21 protein-coding genes and 1 riboswitch are annotated in these 23,902 nt (G+C 56.3%); of the genes, 11 read left to right on the top strand and 10 right to left on the bottom strand.

All coding sequences use genetic code 11. The features are described from left to right. The first annotated feature begins 217 nt into the window (after nt 1-217). The 3 genes from SOM40_RS15515 to SOM40_RS15525 are packed head-to-tail and all read left to right on the top strand — an operon-like array spanning nt 218 to nt 3,446. Entirely contained in the window at nt 218-1,495 is a 1,278-nt protein-coding gene (locus SOM40_RS15515) for a nucleoside permease (protein ID WP_106993530.1), read from the top strand. Beyond that, nucleotides 1,492-2,496, top strand: coding sequence for an ADP-ribosylglycohydrolase family protein (locus SOM40_RS15520; protein ID WP_320530305.1), 1,005 nt, complete (start codon nt 1,492-1,494; stop codon nt 2,494-2,496). Before SOM40_RS15515 ends, SOM40_RS15520 begins: the two co-directional genes overlap by 4 nt. Then, a complete protein-coding gene (locus SOM40_RS15525) occupies nt 2,493-3,446 on the top strand; it encodes a PfkB family carbohydrate kinase (protein WP_261644246.1) in 954 nt (317 codons plus the stop codon). Before SOM40_RS15520 ends, SOM40_RS15525 begins: the two co-directional genes overlap by 4 nt. Here SOM40_RS15525 and SOM40_RS15530 read toward each other — a convergent pair. From SOM40_RS15530 to thiM, 3 genes are read right to left on the bottom strand one after another with little or no spacing between them, the layout of a single operon-like run. Further along, nucleotides 3,420-4,166: a GntR family transcriptional regulator gene (locus SOM40_RS15530; RefSeq protein ID WP_106993533.1), complete on the bottom strand. Its 747-nt coding sequence runs from the start codon at nt 4,164-4,166 to the stop codon at nt 3,420-3,422. The genes SOM40_RS15525 and SOM40_RS15530 overlap by 27 nt on opposite strands. Before the next feature lie 42 nt (nt 4,167-4,208). Further along, nucleotides 4,209-5,009 (bottom strand): bifunctional hydroxymethylpyrimidine kinase/phosphomethylpyrimidine kinase, encoded by an 801-nt coding sequence (gene thiD / locus SOM40_RS15535; RefSeq protein WP_106993534.1) that lies wholly within the window; start codon nt 5,007-5,009, stop codon nt 4,209-4,211. Further along, on the bottom strand, nt 5,006-5,776 hold the full coding sequence (gene thiM, locus SOM40_RS15540; protein ID WP_320530306.1) for a hydroxyethylthiazole kinase: 771 nt from the start codon (nt 5,774-5,776) through the stop codon (nt 5,006-5,008). Before thiM ends, thiD begins: the two co-directional genes overlap by 4 nt. A gap of 35 nt (nt 5,777-5,811) precedes the next feature. After that, nucleotides 5,812-5,908: riboswitch (TPP riboswitch) on the bottom strand. A gap of 285 nt (nt 5,909-6,193) precedes the next feature. Between thiM and SOM40_RS15545 the strand changes: the two genes are divergently transcribed. From SOM40_RS15545 to SOM40_RS15565, 5 genes are all read left to right on the top strand, one after another. Next, the gene (locus tag SOM40_RS15545; RefSeq protein WP_320530307.1) at nt 6,194-7,177 is read left to right on the top strand and encodes a radical SAM/SPASM domain-containing protein; all 984 of its coding nucleotides are present in this window, start codon (nt 6,194-6,196) and stop codon (nt 7,175-7,177) included. Nucleotides 7,178-7,214: 37 nt separating this feature from the next. Next, nucleotides 7,215-8,048 carry a class I SAM-dependent methyltransferase gene (locus tag SOM40_RS15550; protein ID WP_320530308.1) on the top strand — a complete coding sequence of 278 codons (834 nt, stop codon included), beginning with the start codon at nt 7,215-7,217 and terminating at the stop codon, nt 8,046-8,048. 272 nt (nt 8,049-8,320) lie between these two features. Next, complete coding sequence (locus SOM40_RS15555) at nt 8,321-8,797, top strand: hypothetical protein (protein ID WP_312077331.1); 477 nt, start codon at nt 8,321-8,323, stop codon at nt 8,795-8,797. Between the two features lie 226 nt (nt 8,798-9,023). Then, nucleotides 9,024-10,406: a diaminobutyrate--2-oxoglutarate transaminase gene (locus tag SOM40_RS15560; protein ID WP_039031094.1), complete on the top strand. Its 1,383-nt coding sequence runs from the start codon at nt 9,024-9,026 to the stop codon at nt 10,404-10,406. Between the two features lie 18 nt (nt 10,407-10,424). Continuing rightward, nucleotides 10,425-11,891: a pyridoxal phosphate-dependent decarboxylase family protein gene (locus SOM40_RS15565; protein ID WP_320530309.1), complete on the top strand. Its 1,467-nt coding sequence runs from the start codon at nt 10,425-10,427 to the stop codon at nt 11,889-11,891. A gap of 46 nt (nt 11,892-11,937) precedes the next feature. On the opposite strand, the gene SOM40_RS15570 is transcribed toward SOM40_RS15565, so the two are convergent. The 3 genes from SOM40_RS15570 to SOM40_RS15580 are packed head-to-tail and all read right to left on the bottom strand — an operon-like array spanning nt 11,938 to nt 15,706. Then, nucleotides 11,938-14,121, bottom strand: a complete 2,184-nt coding sequence (locus tag SOM40_RS15570) for a polysaccharide biosynthesis tyrosine autokinase (protein WP_320530310.1) — start codon at nt 14,119-14,121, stop codon at nt 11,938-11,940. Beyond that, on the bottom strand, nt 14,103-14,567 hold the full coding sequence (locus SOM40_RS15575) for an arsenate reductase/protein-tyrosine-phosphatase family protein (protein WP_106995309.1): 465 nt from the start codon (nt 14,565-14,567) through the stop codon (nt 14,103-14,105). Before SOM40_RS15575 ends, SOM40_RS15570 begins: the two co-directional genes overlap by 19 nt. Further along, nucleotides 14,567-15,706, bottom strand: coding sequence for a polysaccharide export protein (locus SOM40_RS15580; protein WP_106995310.1), 1,140 nt, complete (start codon nt 15,704-15,706; stop codon nt 14,567-14,569). The genes SOM40_RS15575 and SOM40_RS15580 overlap by 1 nt, the downstream gene beginning before the upstream one ends. Nucleotides 15,707-16,205: 499 nt before the next feature. Between SOM40_RS15580 and SOM40_RS15585 the strand changes: the two genes are divergently transcribed. Beyond that, nucleotides 16,206-16,538, top strand: coding sequence for an RcnB family protein (locus SOM40_RS15585; RefSeq protein ID WP_032612537.1), 333 nt, complete (start codon nt 16,206-16,208; stop codon nt 16,536-16,538). A 106-nt stretch (nt 16,539-16,644) separates the two neighbouring features. Here the strand turns inward: SOM40_RS15585 and apbC are convergent, their stop codons facing one another. After that, nucleotides 16,645-17,754 (bottom strand): iron-sulfur cluster carrier protein ApbC, encoded by a 1,110-nt coding sequence (gene apbC / locus SOM40_RS15590; RefSeq protein ID WP_166182974.1) that lies wholly within the window; start codon nt 17,752-17,754, stop codon nt 16,645-16,647. Between the two features lie 136 nt (nt 17,755-17,890). Between apbC and metG the strand changes: the two genes are divergently transcribed. Further along, nucleotides 17,891-19,924: a methionine--tRNA ligase gene (gene metG / locus SOM40_RS15595; RefSeq protein ID WP_106995313.1), complete on the top strand. Its 2,034-nt coding sequence runs from the start codon at nt 17,891-17,893 to the stop codon at nt 19,922-19,924. Between the two features lie 105 nt (nt 19,925-20,029). On the opposite strand, the gene SOM40_RS15600 is transcribed toward metG, so the two are convergent. Genes SOM40_RS15600 through SOM40_RS15610 form a run of 3 tightly spaced genes read right to left on the bottom strand, consistent with a single transcriptional unit; the run spans nt 20,030 to nt 22,949 of the window. Further along, complete coding sequence (locus SOM40_RS15600) at nt 20,030-20,500, bottom strand: YehS family protein (RefSeq protein ID WP_106995314.1); 471 nt, start codon at nt 20,498-20,500, stop codon at nt 20,030-20,032. A gap of 47 nt (nt 20,501-20,547) precedes the next feature. Then, complete coding sequence (btsR, locus tag SOM40_RS15605) at nt 20,548-21,267, bottom strand: two-component system response regulator BtsR (protein WP_106995315.1); 720 nt, start codon at nt 21,265-21,267, stop codon at nt 20,548-20,550. Continuing rightward, a complete protein-coding gene (locus SOM40_RS15610; RefSeq protein WP_106995316.1) occupies nt 21,264-22,949 on the bottom strand; it encodes a sensor histidine kinase in 1,686 nt (561 codons plus the stop codon). Before SOM40_RS15610 ends, btsR begins: the two co-directional genes overlap by 4 nt. Nucleotides 22,950-23,166: 217 nt before the next feature. On the opposite strand from SOM40_RS15610, the gene mlrA reads away from it, so the two are divergent. Then, nucleotides 23,167-23,901 carry an HTH-type transcriptional regulator MlrA gene (gene mlrA, locus SOM40_RS15615; RefSeq protein WP_106995317.1) on the top strand — a complete coding sequence of 245 codons (735 nt, stop codon included), beginning with the start codon at nt 23,167-23,169 and terminating at the stop codon, nt 23,899-23,901. The last annotated feature ends 1 nt before the right edge of the window (nt 23,902 follow it).

Consider the following 23,902-nt stretch of genomic DNA (forward strand, 5'->3'; position numbering starts at 1 on the left):
CAAATTATCCAGGCTCACATTGTTGTGAGCAGACTAAGCCTGGTACTGCCTCTCCTCTATTTCCACCGCCCGCAGCGTTTTTTCCGTACCGGTCGCTGGCGCGTTTCGTGTACAACAATTTTGTTACACCGATCAAACAATCACCACAAAGGTATTTAAAAGGTATTATTGAGTGGTATGTTAAAGGCGTACCCTCTCTGACATGCAGGATTAAACAATGAAAACGAAAGTCCAACTGTCATTCATGATGTTTGTTGAATGGTTTATCTGGGGCGCATGGTTTGTGCCGCTGTGGCTATGGCTGAGTAAAAGCGGCTTTAGTGCCGGAGAAATCGGCTGGTCTTATGCCTGTACCGCGATTGCGGCGATCCTCTCGCCGATCCTGGTCGGCTCGCTGACCGATCGCTTCTTTGCCGCCCAGAAAGTGCTGGCGGTGCTGATGTTTGCCGGTGCCATTCTGATGTACTTCGCCGCGCAACAAACCCAGTTCAGCACCTTCTTCCCGCTGCTGCTGGCCTACTCCCTGACCTATATGCCGACCATCGCCCTGACCAACAGTATCGCTTTTGCTAATGTTGACGATGTCGAGGCGGATTTCCCACGCATTCGCGTGATGGGCACTATCGGCTGGATCGCCTCCGGCCTGGCCTGTGGGTTCCTGCCGCAGATGATGGGCTATAGCGATATCTCCGACACCAATATTCCGCTGCTGATGACCGCTGCCAGCTCTGCCCTGCTCGGCGTGTTCGCACTGTTCCTGCCGAATACGCCGCCGAAGAGTACCGGCAAGCTGGACTTCAAAGTGATGCTGGGGCTGGATGCGCTGATCCTGCTGCGCGATAAGAACTTCCTGGTGTTCTTCTTCTGCTCGTTCCTGTTCGCGATGCCGCTGGCGTTCTACTACATCTTCGCCACCGGATATCTGACGGAAGTAGGTATGAAAAACGCGACGGGCTGGATGACGCTCGGTCAGTTCTCAGAAATTTTCTTTATGCTGGCTCTGCCATTCTTTACCAAACGCTTTGGTATTAAGAAGGTCTTGTTGCTGGGTCTTATCACCGCCGCCATTCGCTATGGTTTCTTTGTTTACGGCGGGGCGGAACAATACTTCACCTACGCCCTGCTGTTCCTCGGCATCCTGCTGCACGGCGTGAGCTACGACTTCTATTACGTGACCGCGTACATCTACGTGGACAAAAAAGCGCCGGCGCATATGCGTACCGCGGCGCAGGGCTTGATTACGCTGTGCTGTCAGGGCTTTGGTAGCCTGCTGGGTTACCGTCTGGGCGGCGTAATGATGGAAAAAATGTTCGCTTACAAAGAGCCGGTGAATGGGTTGACCTTCAACTGGGCCGGAATGTGGACGTTTGGTGCAATCATGATTGCGGTGATTGCCGTGCTGTTTATGCTGTTTTTCCGCGAATCGGATAAAGAGATCACCGCAATTGAGGTGGTTGATGGCGATACCGCGCTGACACAAGGGGAAGTTAAATGAAACAACAACGTATTCTCGGTGCGCTTTACGGGCAGGCTTTAGGGGATGCGATGGGCATGCCATCAGAGCTGTGGCCGAGAAAGCGTGTAAAAGCGCATTTCGGCTGGATTGACCGTTTCTTGCCCGGCCCGGCGGAAAATAACGCGGCTTGTTATTTCGACCGCGCTGAGTTCACCGATGATACCTCAATGGCGTTGTGTCTGGCCGATGCGATTATCGAGTGCGACGGGCAGATTGATGCGGATGTTATCGGCAAACACATCCTGCACTGGGCGCTCGACTTCGACGCCTTTAATAAGAACGTACTCGGCCCGACATCGAAAATCGCCCTCAACGCCATTCGCGACGGTAAGCCGGTCAGCGAACTGGAAAACAACGGCGTCACCAATGGGGCGGCGATGCGTGCCTCCCCGCTGGGCTGCCTGCTCCCGGCTACACGTCTGGAGCACTTTGTTGAACAGGTCGCGCTGGCCTCCAGCCCGACCCATAAATCGGACCTTGCCATCGCCGGCGCGGTGGTGATTGCCTGGGCGATATCGTGCGCCATCGACGGTGAGCGCTGGCAGAACATTGCCGATGCCCTGCCGGCTGTTGCCCGCTCTGCACAGGAAGCCAACACCACCACCTTCAGTGCGTCGCTTGCCGCGCGCATTGAGCTGGCGCTTAAAACCGTGCGGGAGGCCAATGGCACAGAGTCCGCCAGCGAGCAGGTGTATCAACTCGTCGGGGCGGGAACCAGTACCATTGAGTCGGTTCCGGCGGCGATTGCGATGGTCGAGCTGGCCGGTACTGACCCGAACCGCTGCGCCATGTTATGCGCTAATCTTGGCGGTGATACGGACACCATTGGCGCGATGGCAACGGCTATCTGTGGGGCCCTGCACGGCGTGCAGGCGATTGACCCGGGTCTGAAGGACGAACTCGACGCCGTTAACCAGCTCGATTTTGGTCATTATGGCGATAAACTCCTGCACTACCGGGAGCAAAGGGAGGCGGTATGAGTTCTTTTTCCCGGCGTCTTGACGCATTACATGCCACCCGCCCGGTCACGGTACTGGGGGCAGCGGTGATTGACGTTATCGCCGATGCCTACGCCCTGCCCTGGCGCGGGTGTGATATCGAACTCAAACAGCAGGGCGTCAACATCGGCGGCTGCGCGTTAAACATTGCCATCGCCCTGAAACGCCTGGGGATCACCGCACAAAATGCGCTGCCCGTCGGCCATGGCGTGTGGGCGGACATTATTCGTCAAGCGATGGCCAGACAGGATCTTCACAGCGTGGTGGAAGCCGAAACCGGCGATAACGGCTGGTGCCTGGCGCTGGTGGAGCCTGACGGCGAGCGAACGTTTATGTCGTTTAGCGGGGTGGAGAATCAGTGGCAGCAGCCCTGGCTTGATGCGCTTAACGTGCCGCAAAATAGTCTGGTCTATCTGTCCGGTTATCAGCTGGCATCGCCATGCGGTGAGTTACTGACGGGCTGGCTGGAAGGCCTTCAGGACGTGACCACGTTCATCGACTTTGGGCCACGGATTGCGGATATTCCTGATGCGCTGATGACACGGATTATGGCCTGCAAGCCGATCGTGTCGCTCAATCGCCAGGAGGCACAACTTGCCGCTGAAAGATGGGGTGTAGAGGATGAGATGCTAGGTGCCCACTGGCAGCAACGGTTCGGCTCAGTGCTGATTGTCCGTCACGACAAAGATGGTGCGATTTGGTATGACGCTGACGCCTCGGGTCATGTTCCTGCCTTTCCGGCCACCGTGGTCGACACCATTGGTGCAGGCGACAGCCACGCGGGCGGCACGCTTGCCGGCCTGGCGGCGGGATGGGATATTGCTGACGCCGTGATGCTGGGCAATGCCGTGGCCGCTTGGGTGGTCAGCCATCGCGGGGGAGATTGCGCCCCCACGCGCGAGGAGTTACTCCTCGCACACAAAAACGTATAGATCGCTGCGACAGTAGCTGATGCTGTACTCGATGGGCCGGTGTTGCTGGTCAAGCGCAACCTGCTTGATCACCAGCACCGGTATTTTGTCATCCATTTTAATGTGGGTCTGAAATTCAATGTCCGGCATGCGGGCACTGACGCGAGAACGGGTACGCTGCGGAAAGATATTCTGGCTGCGGAAGTAGTCGTACAGCGAAATACCAATGGCGTCCGGGTCCTGGATCAGTGCCACCGGAACCCAGGATTCTTCAATCGAGACGGCGTCATCATCTACGTAGCGAATACGTTTCAGCAGAAAGACATCACTTTCCGGGGCAATCGACAACTGAGCAGCGACCTCTTCCGGACACTTCACCACGCGCTTATTGACCCATAGCGTATTGGGCTTTTTACCGCCCAGCACCACCTGCTGAGAAAACCCGCGCGCTTCTTTGAGTGAATATTCAAAAATGTTATTGATTTGCGTCCCGTAGCCACGGGCGCGCGTCACCACACCCTCTGCTTCCAGCGCCTGCATCGCTTTACGCACGGTAATGCGCGACACCCCGGTCAACTGGCTCAGATCGCGCTCGCCTGGCAGAATATTTCCATGCTCCAGCACCCCGCTGCGCACCGCATTTTTTACGGTTTCGGCAAACTTCAGATACAGCGGCGTATTGTCAGGGGCAGCGATCCGTTCAGTCAGTTGAGCAATTAGTCGGGTATGCGCTTGTTCCATCTCTGTTTTTCTCAGGCCTGATGTGTCCTGCCAGTATAAGGCTTACCACCATGCATGAAAATGGTGTACCGGACCAATACCGTGACCCACCTCCAGACTATCGGCTTTGGCCAGCGCGGCAGAGAGCCAGCGCTTGGCTTCCTGCACCGTATCAGGCCAGTTGTCATGGCGTGGACGCAGCGCAGCCAGCGCGGCGGAGAGGGTGCAGCCGGTGCCGTGGGTGTTTTTAGTGTTGATGCGCGGGGCGGTAAAGCGCGTGGCTCCGTCGCGGGTGAACAGCCAGTCGGGGCTTTCAGCGTCATCCAGATGACCGCCCTTCATCAGCACCGCACCGCAACCCAGGGCGAGTAACGCAGTGCCCTGCTCTTTCATTTCTCGCTCGTTTTGTGCATGCGGGGCATCCAGCAGTGCCGCCGCTTCGGGCAAGTTGGGGGTGATCAGCGCCACCTGCGGCAACAGCTTTTTACGCAGTGTGTCGACGGCGGAGGGTGACAGCAGCGGATCGCCGCTTTTCGCCAGCATCACCGTGTCCAGCACCACGTTTTTGACCCGATGCCGCAGGAGCTGCTCCGCCACGGCCTCGACGATATCGGTTTCGGCCAACATGCCGATCTTGGTGGTGTCGATGCGCACATCGCTGAACACCGACTCCAGCTGCGCCGCCACGAAGTCCGGCTCGATGCGATAGACCGACTGCACCCCGCGGGTGTTCTGCGCCACCAGGGCGGTGATCACCGAGCAGCCGTACGCCCCAAGCGCCGAGAAGGTTTTCAGGTCGGCCTGGATCCCGGCTCCGCCGCTCGGGTCGGTGCCGGCGATGGTGAGGGCATTTATTCGTTTCATGGTTGCGCCCCCAGATCCCAAAGGGCATCCAGAAACGCCGGGGCAAAACTGCCCGGACCACGACTCTGCGCTGCCGCCAGCGTCCCGGCCCGTTTCATCCAGCCGCAGGCCGCGGCGATATTATCCAGTCGGTCGCCTGGCAGTGAGCAGCTGGCCGCCACGACCGCCGACAGGGCGCAACCGGTGCCCACCACGCGGGTCATCAGCGGATCGCCGCCGGTAATGGTCAGGGTCCGCAGCCCGTCAGTAACGTAATCCACCTCCCCGGTCACCGCCACAATCGCATTAGTCTGCCGGGCCAGCGCCTGGGCTGCCGGCAGCGCGCTGGCGGCGGTATCGGTGGTGTCAACGCCGCGCCCGCCTGCACTCATCCCGGCAAGGGCCAGAATTTCAGAGGCATTGCCGCGAATGGCTGCCGGTTTGAGGGCGAGAATTTGCTGACAAAAACGGGTCCGGTACGCCAGGGCGCCAACGGCCACCGGATCGAGCGTCCAGGGTTTACCCACCGCCACCGCGCTTTCAATCGCCCGGCGCATCGCCTGAGCACGCGAGGCGGTCAGGGTCCCGACGTTAATCAGCAGCGCATCGGCAATAGCGGAGAACTGTTCAGCCTCTTCGGCTTCGATCACCATCGCCGGTGATGCGCCGAGGGCCAGCAATACGTTGGCGGTAAAGGTCTGCACCACGTCGTTGGTCATACAGTGGGTCAGCGGGGAACGGGTTCGGAAATGGTGTAAGGCGTGTAAATTGAGCAGGTCAGGCTGCATGGTATCGCTCCTGCCTTGCGCGAAGAAGCGATTGCCCGGAGGGCATCTGACTTCCCTACGCTGGCATTATCCAGATCAGGTGGTACGGGTATTTCTCAGCCTTCACAAAGAAGGGCACCCCGAGTCATTGATGTAACGGTAACGTTATCACCGCCAGCGATGATAGCAGTCCTCTCACGCTTGTAAAACCATTTGTCCAGCCCCCTTCTATGCGCAGAAAAAGCTGGTGAACCACTGTCTGTTGCGCCATTAACTCCCCCGCCACCTGGGTTAAGCTGTGGTCATACTGCTTGGGGTGCGCATAATGTCGCTCAGCGCCTTAAGGAAAATTTTTATCATGCGCCGTATTCAGGTTTTCAGCCGGGTGGCCGATATAAATACGTAGTGACTGAGCGTTTAAGCGGCAGGAGAGTAACAATGGATTATTTTGAGCAAATCAGTTTTGCTTCAGATGAAAGCATCAAAAATCTGCTGGACAGTCGGCGCAGCGCGGCAATGACCGAATCGCAAAAGCAGATCATGTTTAAGCGCCACGTTGAAATCGTCAACCTTGAGCTTTCTTACAACTGCAACCGCAAGTGTGATTACTGCCCGGTCAGCTTCTCCAACCGGCAGTCGCTTCAGCGCTTTATGGATACGGTAACGCTGGAGAAAATCTGCGGCGAACTAGCAGCAATCCGCTACGAAAACCGTATTTCACTGAACTTATATAACGAGCCGCTGCTGGATTTGGATCTGGAGCGTAAAATCGGCTTGATCAAGCAGGCGCTGCCTTATACCCATATTGCCTTTAACAGCAACGGTGATTTCCTTGATATAGCCCGCCTAAGTACGCTTTCTGACAGCGGTCTGAACAATATTTGTGTGACTCTACATCCGCCCTCCAACGTGGTTCAGAAACCGTCGGCAATTTACCGTCGGGTGACCAAACTGCTTGATAAGCTAGAGTGCAGGCATAAGCTCCCCGATTTCGATGTAGATACGGTGCTTAATTCCACCTCGGTCCTTTTCAGCCATCGTGGCGTGCAGATTAAAATTCAGTGGCCGGACTGGCGGAAATACGGCACCAACCGCGCCGGGGTTTTAATCGAGCATGCGGCCTCGTCAACGATCCGTACCAGCCCCTGTGTGAAGCCCTTTCGTGAATTCACCATTTTTTACGATGGCACGGTGCAACCCTGTTGCGAAAGTTTCCTGGACGACAAAACCAACCTCGCCCCGGCGGGAAATCTGAATGACGCGTCAATATTTGACGTCTACGCCTCAAAAACCCTGAGCGGATTCCGCCGTGGGCTGTTTGATTTCGGGCTGAAGAAAGGGATTTGCGCCACCTGTACGGTGGCTGACTTCACCACTCTGGAAGAAGACGTTGAACGCAAACTTATTTTGCAATCCTTGTAATCAACACACTTACGAACCGGACTTAGGTAATAACAGAATGAACAGTGTGGAACAGTTAATTTTAGCGGAAGCAGACTATTTTCATCCGATGCTGGCGCGCGCTCAGCAATCAACGGTCGAGCAGCGTGAAGCCTGGCGTCGCGAGACTATTCGCGAACGTCAGGAGCGTATCTCTCTGGAACTGTTCGATATTCTCAACGGCGTGGTGAAATATGGCCCATTTACCGGGTTGCATCTGGATCGCGAGACTTGGTGGGGCAAACTCGATCTCGGTTCTCAGTGCCTTGGACTTTATGAGAAAGAGATCCTCAATCTGATCGATGCCATTGAGGCCGGTCACTACAGCACGTTTATTGATATCGGTGCGGCCGATGGCTATTACGCCATCGGCATGCTGGTGTCCGGTAAAGTCGGCAGAACCATATGTTTTGAGCAGACGGAAAAAGGCCGCAGCGTGATTGCTGAGAACTGGAAAAAGAACAACTCCGTGGGAGAACTTACCATAATGGGCGAAGCCAATGCCGCAAGTTTTGCCGCCCTGAACCCAGTAGCCCTTGAAAATGCCTTTGTGCTGGTGGATGTTGAAGGGTTTGAATTCGAACTCCTTACCAACGAAGTGTTGAGCTTGCTGAGATCCTCAACGGTGGTCATTGAAATCCACCACTGGATGGACAACTTCCTTTGCAAATACAGCAATTTCCTGCGTCACGCGGACAGCTATTTTGATGTGACTGTGATTGAACGAGTAGAACGTGAGACCAGCAATTTGCCTGAGCTGCGTGATTTCACTGATGACAACCGCTTGCTGCTCACTTCCGAGCGCCGCCCTGGGGTCATGCGTTTCCTTAAGATGACACCTAAAGCGCAGTGAACACCAGTAAAAAAAGCCCCACCGTTAAGGTTCAAAGCGGGGCTTTTTATTGATTTACTTTGGTGCCTGCGACGCCCTGATTATTCCCATCTTTTTAGCTATTCGTGCTAAGTGTGATCTTCATCAAATAGCAAAACCCTGCATTCCGCGATAGTCACCCCACGTCACTACTGCGTTACTACTATAGATATACGCAGTTAACGGCTGGCTTAATGGAATGAATGAGCAATTATCAGGGAATGAGAAATTCTTAAACTCGATAAGGTTAATGTATGAAAAAGATTCTGTTGGTGGGTGTGGTTGCTGCATTGCTGGCGGGCTGCGTCTCCGAAGAGCAGCGGTTAGCGCAGTGTGAAGCAAAGGGCGTCAGCCGTGATGCGTGCTATATCGCAGACCAGAACCGTCAGGCCACGATCAATGCTGCTGCCGAAAAACAGGCCTTAGAGAATGCCCATGACGCCGTACAACATGGCCAGGCGGCCCATGTTGCCGATCCGCTGCGCGAAGCCTCTTTTAGCGCTAACGGTATCAAAGCCACCATCAACAATGGCTTCACCCAGGCCATCATCAACGGCAAGAAAGCCACGGTGAAGCGGTTGAATGCTAATTTTTACGAGATCAAAGGAGCCGGTTATATCCTGTCGATTTCACTTGATGCGGATGGCGTCACTGATGCGTCATGGAATAAAACCCATGGTCGCGATCACGGGATTCTGAACGTTGTTCAAAGTAGTCCTAAAGCATTCTAAAATACCCCACTTTTTTCCCCGGAGTGCCCCCCAGGAAACCTCAGTTGCCATGCGGGGTTACGGCTTACGCGCGTTGTTTCAACGCGCGTAACAAAACGATAAACAATTAACCATTGAGCCCTACGCAAAAAGGCTCTATATTGGCCGCGATTTTTGATGCCCTTCTCATTTTCTTAATTAATTATTCAATCGTGGCCACGTGCTGAGCTGCGGTTGTAGGAGTGATATGATGACGGATAAAGTCCGTATTGATACTTTGAATGCCTCTTCTTTCAAAACTAACGAAACCTATCTGGCCCGTCAGGCTGAAATGGAATCCAACGTCAGGAGTTATCCGCGCAAACTGCCTTTAGCTATTACTAAGGCGGACGGGGTGTGGATCACCGACGCGGATAATAAAGAGTATCTGGATTGCCTGGCCGGAGCGGGAACGCTGGCGCTGGGTCATAACCATCCTGATGTGCTGAAAAGCATCCAAAGTGTCATTACCAGCGGCTTGCCGTTACATACCCTGGATCTGACCACGCCGTTGAAAGACGCGTTCTCAGAATACCTGCTCTCTATGCTGCCAGGTCAGGGCAAAGAGTACTGCCTGCAGTTTACCGGCCCATCCGGTGCAGACGCTGTTGAAGCCGCGCTGAAGCTGGCGAAAAAAGTGACCGGCCGCAGCGGCATTATCAGCTTCTCCGGTGCTTATCACGGCATGACCCACGGCGCGCTGTCCGTGACCGGCAACCTGTCTCCGAAAGAAGCGGTTGACGGCATGATGCCAGAAGTGCAGTTCATGCCTTACCCGCACGAGTACCGCTGCCCGCTGGGTATCGGCGGCGAAGCGGGTGTGAAAGCCCTGACCTACTACTTCGAAAACCTGATCAACGACGTCGAGAGCGGCGTGCGTAAACCTGCAGCTGTGATCCTGGAAGCCGTTCAGGGCGAAGGCGGCGTGAACCCGGCGCCGGTTGAGTGGCTGCAGCGCATCCGTAAAGTGACCGAAGAGCACGGCATTCTGCTGATCCTCGACGAAGTTCAGGCAGGCTTTGCCCGTACTGGTAAATTCTTTGCCTTTGAACACGCAGGTATCCAGCCAGACATCGTCGTGATGTCCAAAGCTGTCGGTGGCGGCCTGCCGCTGGCCGTACTGGGTATCAAAAAGCAGTTCGATGCCTGGTCTCCGGGTCACCACACCGGTACCTTCCGTGGCAACCAGCTGGCGATGGCCACTGGCCTCACCACCCTGCAGATCCTCAAAGAGCAGAACATTGCCGATAAAGTTGCCGCCCAGGGCGAGTGGCTGAAAGCGAAGCTGGTTGAGCTGCAGAAACGCTATCCGGTTATCGGTCACGTGCGCGGTCTGGGCATGATGATCGGCATCGAGATCGTGAAACCGCACGAAGCTGCTGACCATATGGGCTGCTTCCCGGGTGATGGCGAGCTGTCTGCGCTGATCCAGAAGAAATGCTTCGAAGCCGGTCTGATCCTGGAGCGTGGCGGTCGTAACGGTAACGTTGTGCGTCTGCTGCCTTCCCTGCTGATCAGCGATCAGGAGCTGAACGTGTTCCTGGACAAATTTGAGCAGGCGCTGCTTGCTGCGGGCGTTCGCCCAGTCTAACCGGAGACAATGGATACAATGTCAGATTTAAACCCGATTTTGTCGTCGTCGGCGCAAAGCATCGAAGCCTATCAGCAGGCCATCGAGCAGAGCACCCAGGCGGTTATGCAGTGGCTGAAACAGCCGGAAATGTACCAGGGTAAAACGGTCGCCGAGCTGCGCGAACGTATCAACCTGGATTTCAGCCCGGAAGGGCTGGGCAACGAGACCGCCATCGAGCGTGCCGTTGAATATTTCCTGAAAGACAGCCTGGCGGTGCATCATCCGCAGTGCGTGGCGCATCTTCACTGCCCGAGCCTGGTGGTAAGCCAGGCGGCGGAAGTGATGATCAACGCCACTAACCAGAGCATGGACTCCTGGGATCAGAGCCCGTCTGCGACCATTATCGAGATAAAACTGATCGAGTGGCTGCGTACCCGTCTGGGTTACCAGCCTGGCGACGCCGGTGTCTTCACCAGCGGCGGCACCCAGAGCAACATGATGGGTCTGATGCTGGCGCGCGATGCGTTCTTCGCGCGTCAGGGCCACTCCGTCCAGCAGGATGGTCTGGTGGGCGATCTGCGTAAGATCCGCGTTCTGTGCTCCGACAGCGCGCACTTCTCCGTGCAGAAGAACATGGCGCTAATGGGCCTCGGCTACCAGTCCGTTATTCAGCTAAAAACTGACGAATGTTCGCGTATGGATCTGACCGATCTGGCAGCGAAAATCGAGCAGTGCAATGCCAACGGCGAACAGATTCTGGCGATTGTTGCCACTGCCGGCACCACGGATGCGGGCGCTATCGATCCGCTGCGTGCGATTGCAGAGCTGGCGGCGAAGCAGAACATCTGGGTTCACGTGGATGCGGCCTGGGGCGGCGCGCTGCTGATGTCCGAGAAGTATCGCGATTACCTCGACGGTATCGAGCTGGTGGATTCCGTGACGCTGGACTTCCACAAGCAGTTCTTCCAGACCATCAGCTGCGGCGCATTCCTGCTGAAAGAGGCGCGTCACTATGAGCTGATGCGTTATCAGGCGGCGTACCTTAACTCTGAGTTTGACGAAGAGGCTGGCGTACCAAACCTGGTGTCCAAATCCCTGCAGACCACCCGTCGCTTCGACGCACTGAAGCTGTGGATGAGCCTGGAGGCGCTGGGCCAGAAGAAATACGCTGAGATCATCGATCACGGTGTCACCATGGCGCAGCAGGTTGCCGCGTATGTGACCGAACAGCCACAGCTGGAACTGGTGATGCCACCCCAGCTGGCAAGCGTGCTGTTCCGCTTCCGCCCTGAGCTGAATCTGGACGATGCGGCCATTGCGCTGCTCAACCAGAAGATCGGTGATGCGCTGCTGGAATCGGGCCGTGCCAACGTCGGTGTGACCGAGCATAACGGTATCACCTGCCTGAAGCTGACCCTGCTGAACCCAATCGTGACGCTGGAGGATGTCAAAGTCCTGCTGTCACTGGTAGAACGCACGGCGCACGAGCTGCTGGCGAAGTAAGTTGTTCAACCCGGCAGCGCTCGCTGCCGGGTCTTTATTCCCCTCGTTATCTCGCTTTATTCTTTGCGCTCTGCGCTGCGGAATAGCCGTAAGCATCGTAACCCGAAGCATAATAGCTGGCCGCAGACTTCACGACGTCGTTCAGGATAGCCCCTTTAATGTTGACCCCCATCTGCTGCAGGCGACGCTGGCTGACCTCCATCTCCCGGACGCTGGTAACGTTGAAGCGTGCCACCAGCAGCGTGGAGGCTGCCACCCGGCCCACCAGCGCGGCATCCGTAACGGCCAGAATCGGCGGAGTATCGACAATCACCATGTCGTACTGCGCGCTGGCCCAGACCATAAACTCGCGGAAACGGTCGTGCATCAGCAGCTCAGACGGATTGGGCGGATAATGCCCGCAGGTTACCACATCAAACTGGCCGCTGGCGTAAGTCTGAATTGCCTGCGGAAAGGCCACTTTACCTGATAGCACGTCCGACAGGCCGGCATCATTGCGCAGGCCAAAAATATTGTGCACGTAGCCTTTACGCATATCGGCATCGATAAACAGCACCCGCTGATCGACCTGGGTCACCAGCGCTGCCAGCGAGGTGCTAACCAGCGTTTTGCCGCAGTCCTGAGACGGGCCACTGAACATCAGAATGTTATTTTCGGCATCCATCATGGCGAAGTGCAGGCTGGTACGTAACCCGCGCACCGCTTCGACAAAATTATCCAGCGGCCTGTCGATCGGTAAAAAAGGCACGTCGGTGGTTTTATGCCGTCTGCAGTAGTGGAAGAAATAGCGGTTTCCCACCCGGGTTTTACCGTGCAGCCACTCCGAATGAGGCAAGGTGGCATAGACGCTAATCCCTTCACTTTCCAGCTGTTCAGGGGCGTTGATCCCGCGTCGCAGTGCCGATCTCGCCAGCACCCCGCCTGTCGAGACGAAGAAGCCAAACAGGGTCGCAATGACCACGATTAACGCCTTACGCGGCTTAATGGGTGCAGGCTGCGTTACCGCCGAATCGATAATACGTACGTTACCGATGGTACTGGAGCGGGAGATATTCAGCTCCTGCTGTCGGGTTAGCAGCTGCAGGTAAACCGCCCGGCCAGAATCGACATCGCGGCTGAGGCGCAGGATCTCCTGCTGCGTCGACGGCATCGTCCCTACCCGTTTGTTCAGCCGCTCCCGCTCGCTCTCTAACGTCTGACGTTTTTCACGCAGCGCCCGATAGGTGGGATGGTCCTTTTTAAAGTGCTGGGAGATCTCGGCTTCGCGGAAGGTCAGCTCATTCAGCTGATTATCGACGTTAACGATCTGCTCCAGCACCGACTTGGCTTCGAGGGTCAAATCCACCGAATCGCGCTGCTTACGGTAGGTGTTCAGACGCTCTTCAGCCAACTCCAGTTCACTGCGGACCTGTGGCAGCTGGCGCTGAAGGAAGCTGAGGCTCTGTGAGTCCTGCGCAGCCTGACGAGCAATGTTCTGTTGCAGATAGCTCTGCGCAATGTGATTCAGCACGGTGGCGATGCGCGCGGGATCCTGCCCGGTCAGGCTCAGCGAGAGGATCCCGCTCTCTTTGCCCTGCTCCGTGACGCTAAACTGGCGGCTCAGGGCGTTTATCGCTTCCAGCTGCGCGTGCTGCCGCAGTCTGAAACGCGTCCCTGCCGGTGCCGTCAATTCGCGAACGGCGATCGTTACTCCGGCGTGCTGCAGCGGGGTCCCTACGGTGCCGCGCGCGCTAAAGCCCTCCCCTTCCAGCAGGTAGTGCCCGTTCTCTTCGGCGGTAAGGGTCATGCTTTGGGTGGCCGGAAGCGTCAGATTATCGAGGATCACTGTGGCGGCAGGTTGTCCGGTAAGCTTCGCCCAGGCCTTGCCGATAACCGGCAGACGAACCTGGGTTATCTCATCGCGTAAGCGCAATGCCTCTACGGTTTCACCGAGGATCATCCGCGATTTCAGCAGTTGCATCTCGGCGCCGGAATCCGATGCCCGCTCCGGTGCCAGCTGGTTTAAGGTTTTGAGAATGCTGTTCTGCTGCTTATTTTCTACTTGCACCATGGCATCTGCGACATAGACCGGCGATGCAAATAACGCATACAACGTCCCGCAGAGCGCAAACAATAGCGTGACGCTAAGAATACACACGCGATGATCAATTAACTCCCCCAGAAGACGTGCCAGATCCAACTCTTGATTATCAACAGCATAACCCTGTGCATTCACGTTTTTCGACGACATGACCGTAATCCCTTTACTGTAAGTCGGTTAGTCCATTCCTGACTTGCTTCGCCAAGCAGGCGAAAAACATATTCAAAGGCTTCCATGCCTTTACCGTACGGATCGGGGATCTCCTGTTCCCTTAGCCATTGCCCATACAGCAAGGCCTTACCACGCGCCTCCGGTGCGATGAGCGAAATCCGGTTAATTTGTCCTGACTCCATGGCGAGGATCAGATCGTATTCCCGCATCATTGCCGCCGTGAGCGGGCGGGCAACGTGATCTGCCAGCGACAGGCCATACATGGCCGCGATCTGCTGGGCATGGCGATCTGCCGGATGACCGGCCAGACCGCAAATGCCCGCCGAAGCGATGGATAATGCCGGTAACTGCTGCTGTAAGAGCCGTTCCCCGAGCGGGGAGCGGCATATATTTCCAGTACACACCACCAGAATGGACTGGATCATTATTCAGGCCACGACTTAATAAAGCGCACGGTTTCCGTCAGATCATGTACACCGCTGATGGTAGGCACCAGTTGGGTCAGCACCCGGTTCCAGCGAGAGACCGGCGCCGTCGTCACGTAGACGATATCGTAGGGCTGGAGCTGAAACTCTGTGCCGAGCACCATGGCTGACGCGTCGCGGGCATTCAGCTGCCAGATGCGCGCAATTTTGCCGTCCGGGCTTTTCCCGGTGGTGGAGCGGATGACAAAGATGCCGGTCGCATCGGCCATGTCCTGATTCAGACCACCGGCGCTGGCCAACGCTTCTGCCAGCGTCATACCGCTGCGATCCATCTTCAGGGTGCTCTGTTTCACCACCTCGCCCATGACAAAGACTTTCAGGGCATCATTGCGCGGGATAAACAGAATATCCCCCGGCCACAGCAGGCGGTTTTGCGTGAGATCGCCATGCTGCATCAGGGCGTAGAGGGAAATTCGCGTATCTTTGCCGCCGTGGGTGAGCACCACGTTGCGCCAGTCGGCATCAGCAGACAGGCCTCCCGCCGCATTGATCGCATCCATAATGGTCAGGGGGATATTGGTAATCGGCTGCTGGCCGGATTTGACCACTTCGCCAGTGACATAGGCTTTCTGCGAACGGAACGCCGCGATACTGACATCGACCTGCGGGCTTTCAATCACCCTGTCCAGCCGGGCGGTGATCTCCTGGCGCACCTGAGCGAGGGTCTTACCCGCAACCTGGAGCTTACCGACATAGGGATAAAAGAGCGTGCCGTCGGCACCGACCCAGTTACCGGTATCGCTGGCGCTACGATACTGCCCCGCCGGTGTGGTGAGTTCCGGGTGATCCCAGACGGTGATCATCAGCACATCCCCGGGGCCAATCCGGTATTCCCAGTTTTTTAATTCCTCGTCCAGATTCGGATTTGACTGAGATTTCTCACGATCGCCGCGGAGCTGTTCAATGACGGAGGGTGTTAACGGCCAGACATCCACTTTCTTATCCAAATCAAGCGAACTGTCGGCGACAGCAACGTTATTTTTCCCAGAAGTATTGATATGTTGGCCGGGCGTAATTGTGCAGCCTGCTAATAACAGGGCGGCCAAAAAACCCGCGCCGGTGCGGAGTGGGATTGTCATTAATTAATAATACTCTACGAATTACGTTAATAGCCCATTAATTTCTGGATAACTCCCGGCAATAGATATACGTAATTAATATTTAAAATATTAATTAATATCAGAGAGTTACAATAAAATAACCTGACAAAAGAAATGCACCAGCCGGGCTGACGATTGTCTGGTAACTTCTTTAGATAGGAGAAAGCAAAAACAACACCAATAAATTAGGCTTTATCATAAGCATTCTACAAACAAAAAAATACATCCCAGACACGACTATATTGGCATTGGGGATTGCTTTCGGATTTTATAAAAGGAAACATAGAAAATATAAAGATAAAATAACAATGCATTCACGATAAAAATAATTAGAACCAGCCCGGCATGTACAAGGATGTGTTGATTTGTTACATTTTTTACCAGCCCAGCCAGCCGGCAAAACATAAAATGGAGTATCTGTTGCTCGGTCACGAATCAGCAGACCAAGAGTAATGGCCACGGTTAATCTGGAGAAAAAATGACGAAAGGTAAAATTCTACTTCTGGGCGTACTGATGTCACTGGCGAGCGCGGCGTTTGCTGCCCCACAAGCCGCCGCGGCACCCTCTGGCATCCAGGCCTATGAGGAACAGGAGTTTGTAGCCGATTTTACGAAATTTAAGATTGGTGATTTCGCCCCGGCACAGTATCTGACACCTGAGTACACCATCAAGCAATATAAGCTGCGCAACCTGCCTGAACCACAAGCTGGCACGCACTGGACCTATATGGGTGAGAACTACGTGCTGGTGGGTGATACCGACGGCAAGATCTATAAAGCGTATAACGGCGATATCTTCTACCACCGTTAATCGCAAGGTAAACGTAAAACGGTCGCCCTGAGGTGACCGTTTTTTGTGTTTGCACCCTCTCCCGTGGGAGAGGGTCGGGGTGAGGGCATCAGGCCGCACCCAAATGTTACACCGCGCGGAACGCGATATCCCCGGGGATCACTTCTCCCTGCCAGTAGAGCTGGGCCGCGACGCGATCCGCCAGCTGGCGATACATCTCAGCAAACTCACTTTCAGGACGGTTGACCACGGTCGGCTTCCCGCTGTCGAGATCTTCACGCAGCGTAATGTGCAGCGGCATCTGCCCCAGCAGCTGGGTGTGATACTGCGCCGCCAGCTTCTCTGCCCCGCCTGCGCCAAAGATCGCTTCATGATGACCACAGTTGCTGCAGATATGCATGCTCATGTTTTCGACCACGCCCAGCACCGGCACTTCAACCTTCTCGAACATCACGATGCCTTTTTTGGCGTCGATCAGCGCGATGTCCTGCGGCGTGGTGACCACTACCGCCCCGGTAACGGGGATGTTTTGCGCCAGCGTCAGCTGAATATCACCAGTACCCGGCGGCATATCCAGCACCAGATAATCGAGATCCGGCCACATCGTCTCCTGCAACATCTGCAACAGCGCTTTGCTGGCCATCGGCCCGCGCCACACCATGGCATTGTCGTCGGTCACCAGATAACCAATCGAGTTGGTTGCCAGGCCGTAAGCCATGATCGGTGCCATATGGGTGCCATCCGGCGAGGTTGGACGCTGATTTTCGGCGCCCAGCATGTTCGGAATGGAAGGCCCGTAGATATCGGCATCGAGGATACCGACCTTCGCCCCTTCGGCAGCCAGCGCCAGCGCCAGGTTCACGGCGGTGGAGGATTTGCCCACCCCACCCTTGCCGGAGCTGATGGCGATAATGTTCTTCACGCCGTTGATGCCCGGTTGGTTTTTCACCCGCTTCAGGGTGGCGATAGCGTGGGACAATTTCCAGTCAATGGCCTTCGCCCCGGTGATGCGCAGCAACTCAGCACTGGTTTGCTCTTTCAGCGTCTCAAACGCATTGTTCCAGACGAAAGGCATCTGCAGCTCAACATGCAGGGTATCATCCAGCCACGCCACGTGATGCAACGCCTTGAGAGCAGTGAGATTGTGCTTCAGGGTGGGGTGCTGAAAATTAGCCAGCGTTCCGGCGACCATTGCGCGCAAGGCTTCCGGTGATTTGGCCTGGGATTGAGAACTCATCCCGACTCCTTTTGTTATTGTGGATAAGAGCTTTGTTGAACAAGTTTACCTGAAAGGCCATGGTTTGTGCTTACTTAATAATGCCCCATTTGGTACTATCAAAGCCCTTTTCACTACCAAAGAAGTAATGTCCACTATGACTCAAGTCGCGAAAAAAATTCTGGTAACGTGCGCTCTGCCGTACGCAAACGGCTCAATCCACCTCGGCCACATGCTGGAGCATATCCAGGCTGATGTCTGGGTCCGTTACCAGCGAATGCGCGGCCATCAGGTTAACTTCATCTGTGCAGACGACGCACACGGCACGCCGATCATGCTTAAAGCTCAGCAGCTTGGTATCAGCCCGGAACAGATGATTACTGAAATGAGTCAGGAGCATCAGACGGATTTTGCTGGCTTCGACATCAGCTACGACAACTATCACTCCACGCACAGCGACGAGAACCGTGAGCTGTCGGAGCTGATCTACACCCGTCTGAAAGAGAACGGTTTTATTAAAAACCGCACCATCTCTCAGCTCTACGATCCGGAAAAAGGCATGTTCCTGCCGGACCGTTTTGTGAAAGGCACCTGCCCGAAATGTAAATCCCCGGATCAGTATGGCGATAACTGCGAAGTGTGCGGCGCGACCTACAGCCCGACCGAGCTGATTGAGCCGAAATCTGTGGTATCCGGTGCGACGCCAGAGATGCGTGACTCCGAACACTTCTTCTTCGACCTGCCGTCCTTCAGCGAAATGCTGCAGGCGTGGACCCGCAGCGGCGCGCTGCAGGAGCAGGTGGCGAACAAGATGCAGGAGTGGTTTGAATCCGGCCTGCAGCAGTGGGATATCTCCCGCGATGCGCCTTACTTCGGCTTCGAAATCCCGAACGCGCCGGGCAAATACTTCTACGTCTGGCTGGATGCGCCAATCGGCTACATGGGTTCCTTCAAGAATCTGTGCGACAAACGCGGCGACACCACCAGCTTCGAGGAATACTGGAAGAAAGATTCCGACGCCGAGCTGTACCACTTCATCGGCAAAGACATCGTCTACTTCCACAGCCTGTTCTGGCCGGCAATGCTGGAAGGCAGCGGTTTCCGCAAGCCTACCAACCTGTTCGTGCACGGCTATGTGACGGTGAACGGCGCGAAGATGTCCAAATCCCGCGGCACCTTCATCAAGGCCAGCACCTGGCTGAACCACTTTGATGCCGACAGCCTGCGCTACTACTATACGGCGAAGCTCTCTTCCCGTATCGACGATATCGACCTGAACCTGGAAGATTTCGTCCAGCGCGTCAACGCCGACATCGTCAATAAAGTAGTCAACCTGGCTTCCCGTAACGCCGGCTTTATCGCCAAACGTTTTGACGGCGTGATGGCGGCTGAACTGGCGGATCCGGCGCTGTACAAAACCTTCACCGACGCGGCTACCGTGATTGGCGAAGCCTGGGAAAGCCGTGAATTCGGTAAAGCGGTGCGTGAGATCATGGCCCTGGCCGATCTGGCTAACCGCTACGTTGACGAGCAGGCGCCGTGGGTAGTCGCCAAACAGGAAGGCCGCGATGCCGACCTGCAGGCGATCTGCTCCATGGGTATCAACCTGTTCCGCGTGCTGATGTCCTATCTGAAGCCGGTACTGCCACAGCTGGCCGCGCGTACCGAAGCGTTCCTGAACACCGAACTGAGCTGGGACAGCATTAACCAGCCGCTGCTCGGCCACAAGCTGAACGCCTTCAAGGCGCTGTACAACCGCATTGAGATGAAGCAGGTCGAAGCGCTGGTTGAGGCGTCGAAAGAAGAGGTGAAAGCCGCAGCCGCACCGGTTACCGGCCCGCTGGCGGACGATCCGATTCAGGAGACCATTACTTTTGATGATTTCGCCAAAGTTGACCTGCGCGTAGCGCTGATCGAGAACGCGGAATTCGTCGAAGGCTCTGACAAGCTGCTGCGTCTGACCCTGGACCTGGGCGGCGAGAAGCGCAACGTCTTCTCCGGCATCCGTTCTGCTTACCCGGACCCGCAGGTGCTGATTGGTCGTCAGACAGTGATGGTGGCGAACCTCGCCCCACGCAAGATGCGCTTCGGCATCTCGGAAGGGATGGTGATGGCCGCAGGCCCTGGCGGGAAGGACATCTTCCTGTTAAGCCCTGATGAAGGCGCGAAGCCTGGTCAGCAGGTGAAATAACAAAAAAGCCGGATTCATCATCCGGCTTTTTTTATGGCATTTTGTTTTCTCCCTCTCCCCGTGGGAGAGGGTCGGGGTGAGGGCATCAGGCCGCACCCTGCCGCATCACGCCTTCGGGTGATGCACCCGGTGCGTCAGTCCGCGCAGGAAATTACGCAGGAACTGGTCCCCGCACTCGCGGTAGTTTTTATGATCCGGGGCGCGCATCATGGCGGTGATTTCCGGCATTGAGACGCGGTATTTCTGCTCGGTCATGATCGCCAGAATATCGTCAGTCTTCAGGGAAAAGGCGATGCGCAGCTTTTTCAGCACCGTGTTGTTGTTCACCCGACGCTCCAGCGCCAGCTCAGGCGCGGACTCATCTTTGCCGCGCTTGTCGTAGATCAGACCGTTCAGGAAACCTGACAGGATGATGTCCGGGCAGCGAACAAACCCGTCTTCATCTTCTTTGGTCATCCAGGTGTCGAAACCTGCCGACGTGGACTCCATATCGGAAAGCGCAAGAATGCGCACCATGTCGTTATTGTTTGCTTTCAGGGTGTAGCGCAGGCTACGAAGAATGTCATTGCTAATCATGTGTGCCTTTAACTGTCGATGATGCTCTGCCGCGCAGTGTACCAGTTTTACAGCCCTATCGCCTCTTTCAAACTTTTCAGATAGCGACGGCTGACCGGCACCGTCTGCCCGGCCCGCAGCACCAGCTCCGCCTGCCCGTTCTCCTCGAGGCGGATCTCTTTCAGGTGCGCCATGTTCACCAGATACTGGCGATGACAGCGCAGCAGCGGCGTGCGGCTCTCCAGGGTGCGCAGCGTCAGCTCGGTAAAGCCCTCTTTGCCTTCACCGCTGGTGACAAATACCCCGCTCATCCGGCTGCTGACGAAGGCCACGTCGTCCATCTGCAGGAGATAAATGCGGCTGTGGCCAGTACAGGGGATAAACTTCAGCGGCTGCTGATGCTCCGCCAGCAGGGACACGTCCTGCACGTTGCGCTCCTGGCGCAGACGGTTGAGGGTCTTTTCCAGCCGCTGTTCTTCAATGGGTTTCAGCAGGTAGTCAAAGGCGTGCTCTTCAAAGGCTTTGACCGCGTACTCGTCAAAGGCAGTAAGAAACACGATGTAGGGTCGATGCTCCGGGTCGAGCATCCCCACCATCTCCAGGCCGCTGATGCGCGGCATCTGGATGTCCAGGAACAGCACGTCCGGGCGCAGCTTATGCACCGCGCCGATGGCTTCGATGGCGTTAGCACATTCGCCAACAATCTCGATATCACTCTGCTCCTGCAGCAAAAACCGCAGGTTTTCCCGCGCCAAAGGCTCATCATCGACAATCAGCACATTCATCATGCGTGCTCCTCCAGAGGCAGTCTTAAGGTTATGCGGGTAAAGCAGTCCGGCTCGCAGACGACGGTGATGCCGCAATCCTCACCAAAATGGGCGCGCAGGCGTTTATCCACCAGCCCCATCCCCAGGCCGCCGCCCTCGGTAGTTGAGGTATAGAGCCCGGCGTTATCTTCAATATCCAGCACCAGATAGCGGTTAAAGCGGCTGGCGGTGATGGCAATTTCTCCGGTGCCCAGCAGCTGCGAGGTGCCGTGCTTAATCGCATTCTCGACGATCGGCTGCAGGGTAAAGGCCGGCAGCTGCTGCCAGGCCAGTTCATCCGGCACCGAGAGCGTGACATGCAGGCGCGACTGAAACCGTGCCTGCTCAATTTGCAGATAGGCGTTCACATGTTCGATCTCATCGGCCAGGGTGACGATCTCCGACGGCCGCTTCAGGTTCTTGCGGAAAAAGGTCGAGAGAAACTGCACCAGCTGCGTCGCCTGCTCGCTGTCCCGGCGGATCACCGCCTTGAGGGTGTTCAGGGCATTAAACAGAAAATGCGGGTTGACCTGAGCGTGCAGGAGCTTGATTTCCGACTGGGTCAGCAGCGCCTTCTGCCGCTCGTACTGTCCGGCCAGGATTTGCGCCGACAGCAGCTGGGCAATCCCCTCCCCCAGAGTTCGGTTGATGGAGCTGAACAGGCGGTTTTTCGCTTCGTACAGCTTAATGGTGCCCATCACCCGCTGATTTTCGCCGCGCAACGGGATCACCAGCGTTGAGCCCAGCTTGCACTGCGGGTGCAGCGAGCAGCGGTACGGCACTTCGTTACCGTCGGCGTAGACTACCTCACCAGTCTCGATCGCGCGAAGCGTATAGGTGGACGAAATCGGTCTCCCGGGCAGGTGGTGATCGTCCCCGGTGCCGGTAAAGGCCAGCAGTTTTTCGCGATCGGTGATGGCGACGGCGCTGATATCCAGCTCCTGATGCAGGACCTGGGCCACCTTCATGCTGTTCTCTTCGTTAAAGCCCTGGCGCAGGATCCCCTCCGTCGAGGCTGCGACCTTCAGCGCAGTGGCCGAGAAGGCGGAGGTGTACTTTTCAAACATCGCCCGCTTGTCGAGCAGAATGCGCATAAACAGCGCGGCGCCCACCGTGTTAGTAACCATCATCGGCGCGGCAATGCTGCCGACCAGATGCAGGGCATCCTCGAACGGGCGGGCGATGAGTAAAATGATCAGCATCTGTACCAGCTCGGCAACCAGGGTGACCATCCCCGCCGTGAGCGGACTAAAGACTTTATCCGGGCGGCCGCGCCGGACCATCACGCTGTGGACCAGGCCGCCGAGCAGCCCTTCGACGATGGTCGAGATCATACAGCTCAGCGCCGTCATTCCGCCCATCGAATAGCGGTGCAGCCCTCCGGTCAGGCCCACCAGCCCGCCGACCACCGGGCCGCCGAGCAGGCCGCCCATCACCGCGCCAATCGCCCGGGTGTTGGCAATGGAGTCTTCAATGTGCAGGCCGAGATAAGTGCCAAGGATGCAGAAGATGGAGAAGGTAACGTAGCAGAGCAGCTTGTGCGGCAGGCGGACGGTGACCTGCATCAGGGGGATGAACAGGCGTGTTTTACTCATCAGCCACGCGATGACCAGAAACACACACATCTGCTGAAGCAGCAGCAACACCAGATTAAATTCGTACATGCCCACAAACCACAACGCTAAAACCGCGTAACATACACTGAAGCGTCTTAACTTGCCTGGCAGCACGCGGATAAAAATGTGTTTTCGTGTCAGGCATCACACCTTTTACTCAACGTATTCCGAAATTCACATTAATAGTGCAAAAAAAGAGCAATCCTTCCTGGTTCAGCAAACTGCGTCTACAGTTAATCTGGGCATGTGCAAGCCGGGGGAAAACATGGCGCTCTACACGATTGGGGAAGTGGCACTCCTGTGTGATATCAACCCTGTAACGTTACGCGCATGGCAACGACGTTACGGACTACTCAAACCACAGCGAACCGACGGCGGGCACCGGCTGTTTACCGATGCAGATATCGATCGCATCCGGGAGATCAAGGGCTGGATTGATAACGGCGTTCAGGTTGGCAAGGTCAAGACGCTACTGAGCCCGGAAGGTCAGGAGGAGCAGGACATCTGGCGCGAACAGCAGGAGGTGCTGCTGCGTTATCTGCAGTCCGGCCATCTGCATCGCCTGCGCGTGTGGCTCAAGGAGCGCGGCAGCGAATACCCGGCGCAAACCTTAATTTCGCACCTGTTCGTCCCGTTACGCCGCCGACTCCAGTCCCAGCAGCCCACGCTGCAGGCGCTGCTGAGTGCGCTGGACGGGGTATTGATCAACTACATCTGCATCTGTCTGGCCACCGCGCGAAAGAAGAACAGCAAGGATGCGCTGGTTGTCGGCTGGAATGTGCAGGATACCACCCGCCTTTGGCTGGAGGCGTGGATAGCCGCGCAGGAGGGCTGGCGCGTCGACGTGCTGGCGCACTCGCTGGTGCAGCTGCGCCCGGAGCTGTTCGACGGGCAGACGCTGTTGGTCTGGTGCGGCGAATCCCCTACCGCAGCGCAGAAGCAACAGCTTACCCAGTGGCAGGCGCATGGCTATCCCGTGTTCCCGCTTAAAGGCAATTAAT

It is taken from the genome of Leclercia sp. CFBP8987, assembly GCF_034044995.2.
GTDB lineage: Bacteria > Pseudomonadota > Gammaproteobacteria > Enterobacterales > Enterobacteriaceae > Enterobacter > Enterobacter tamurae.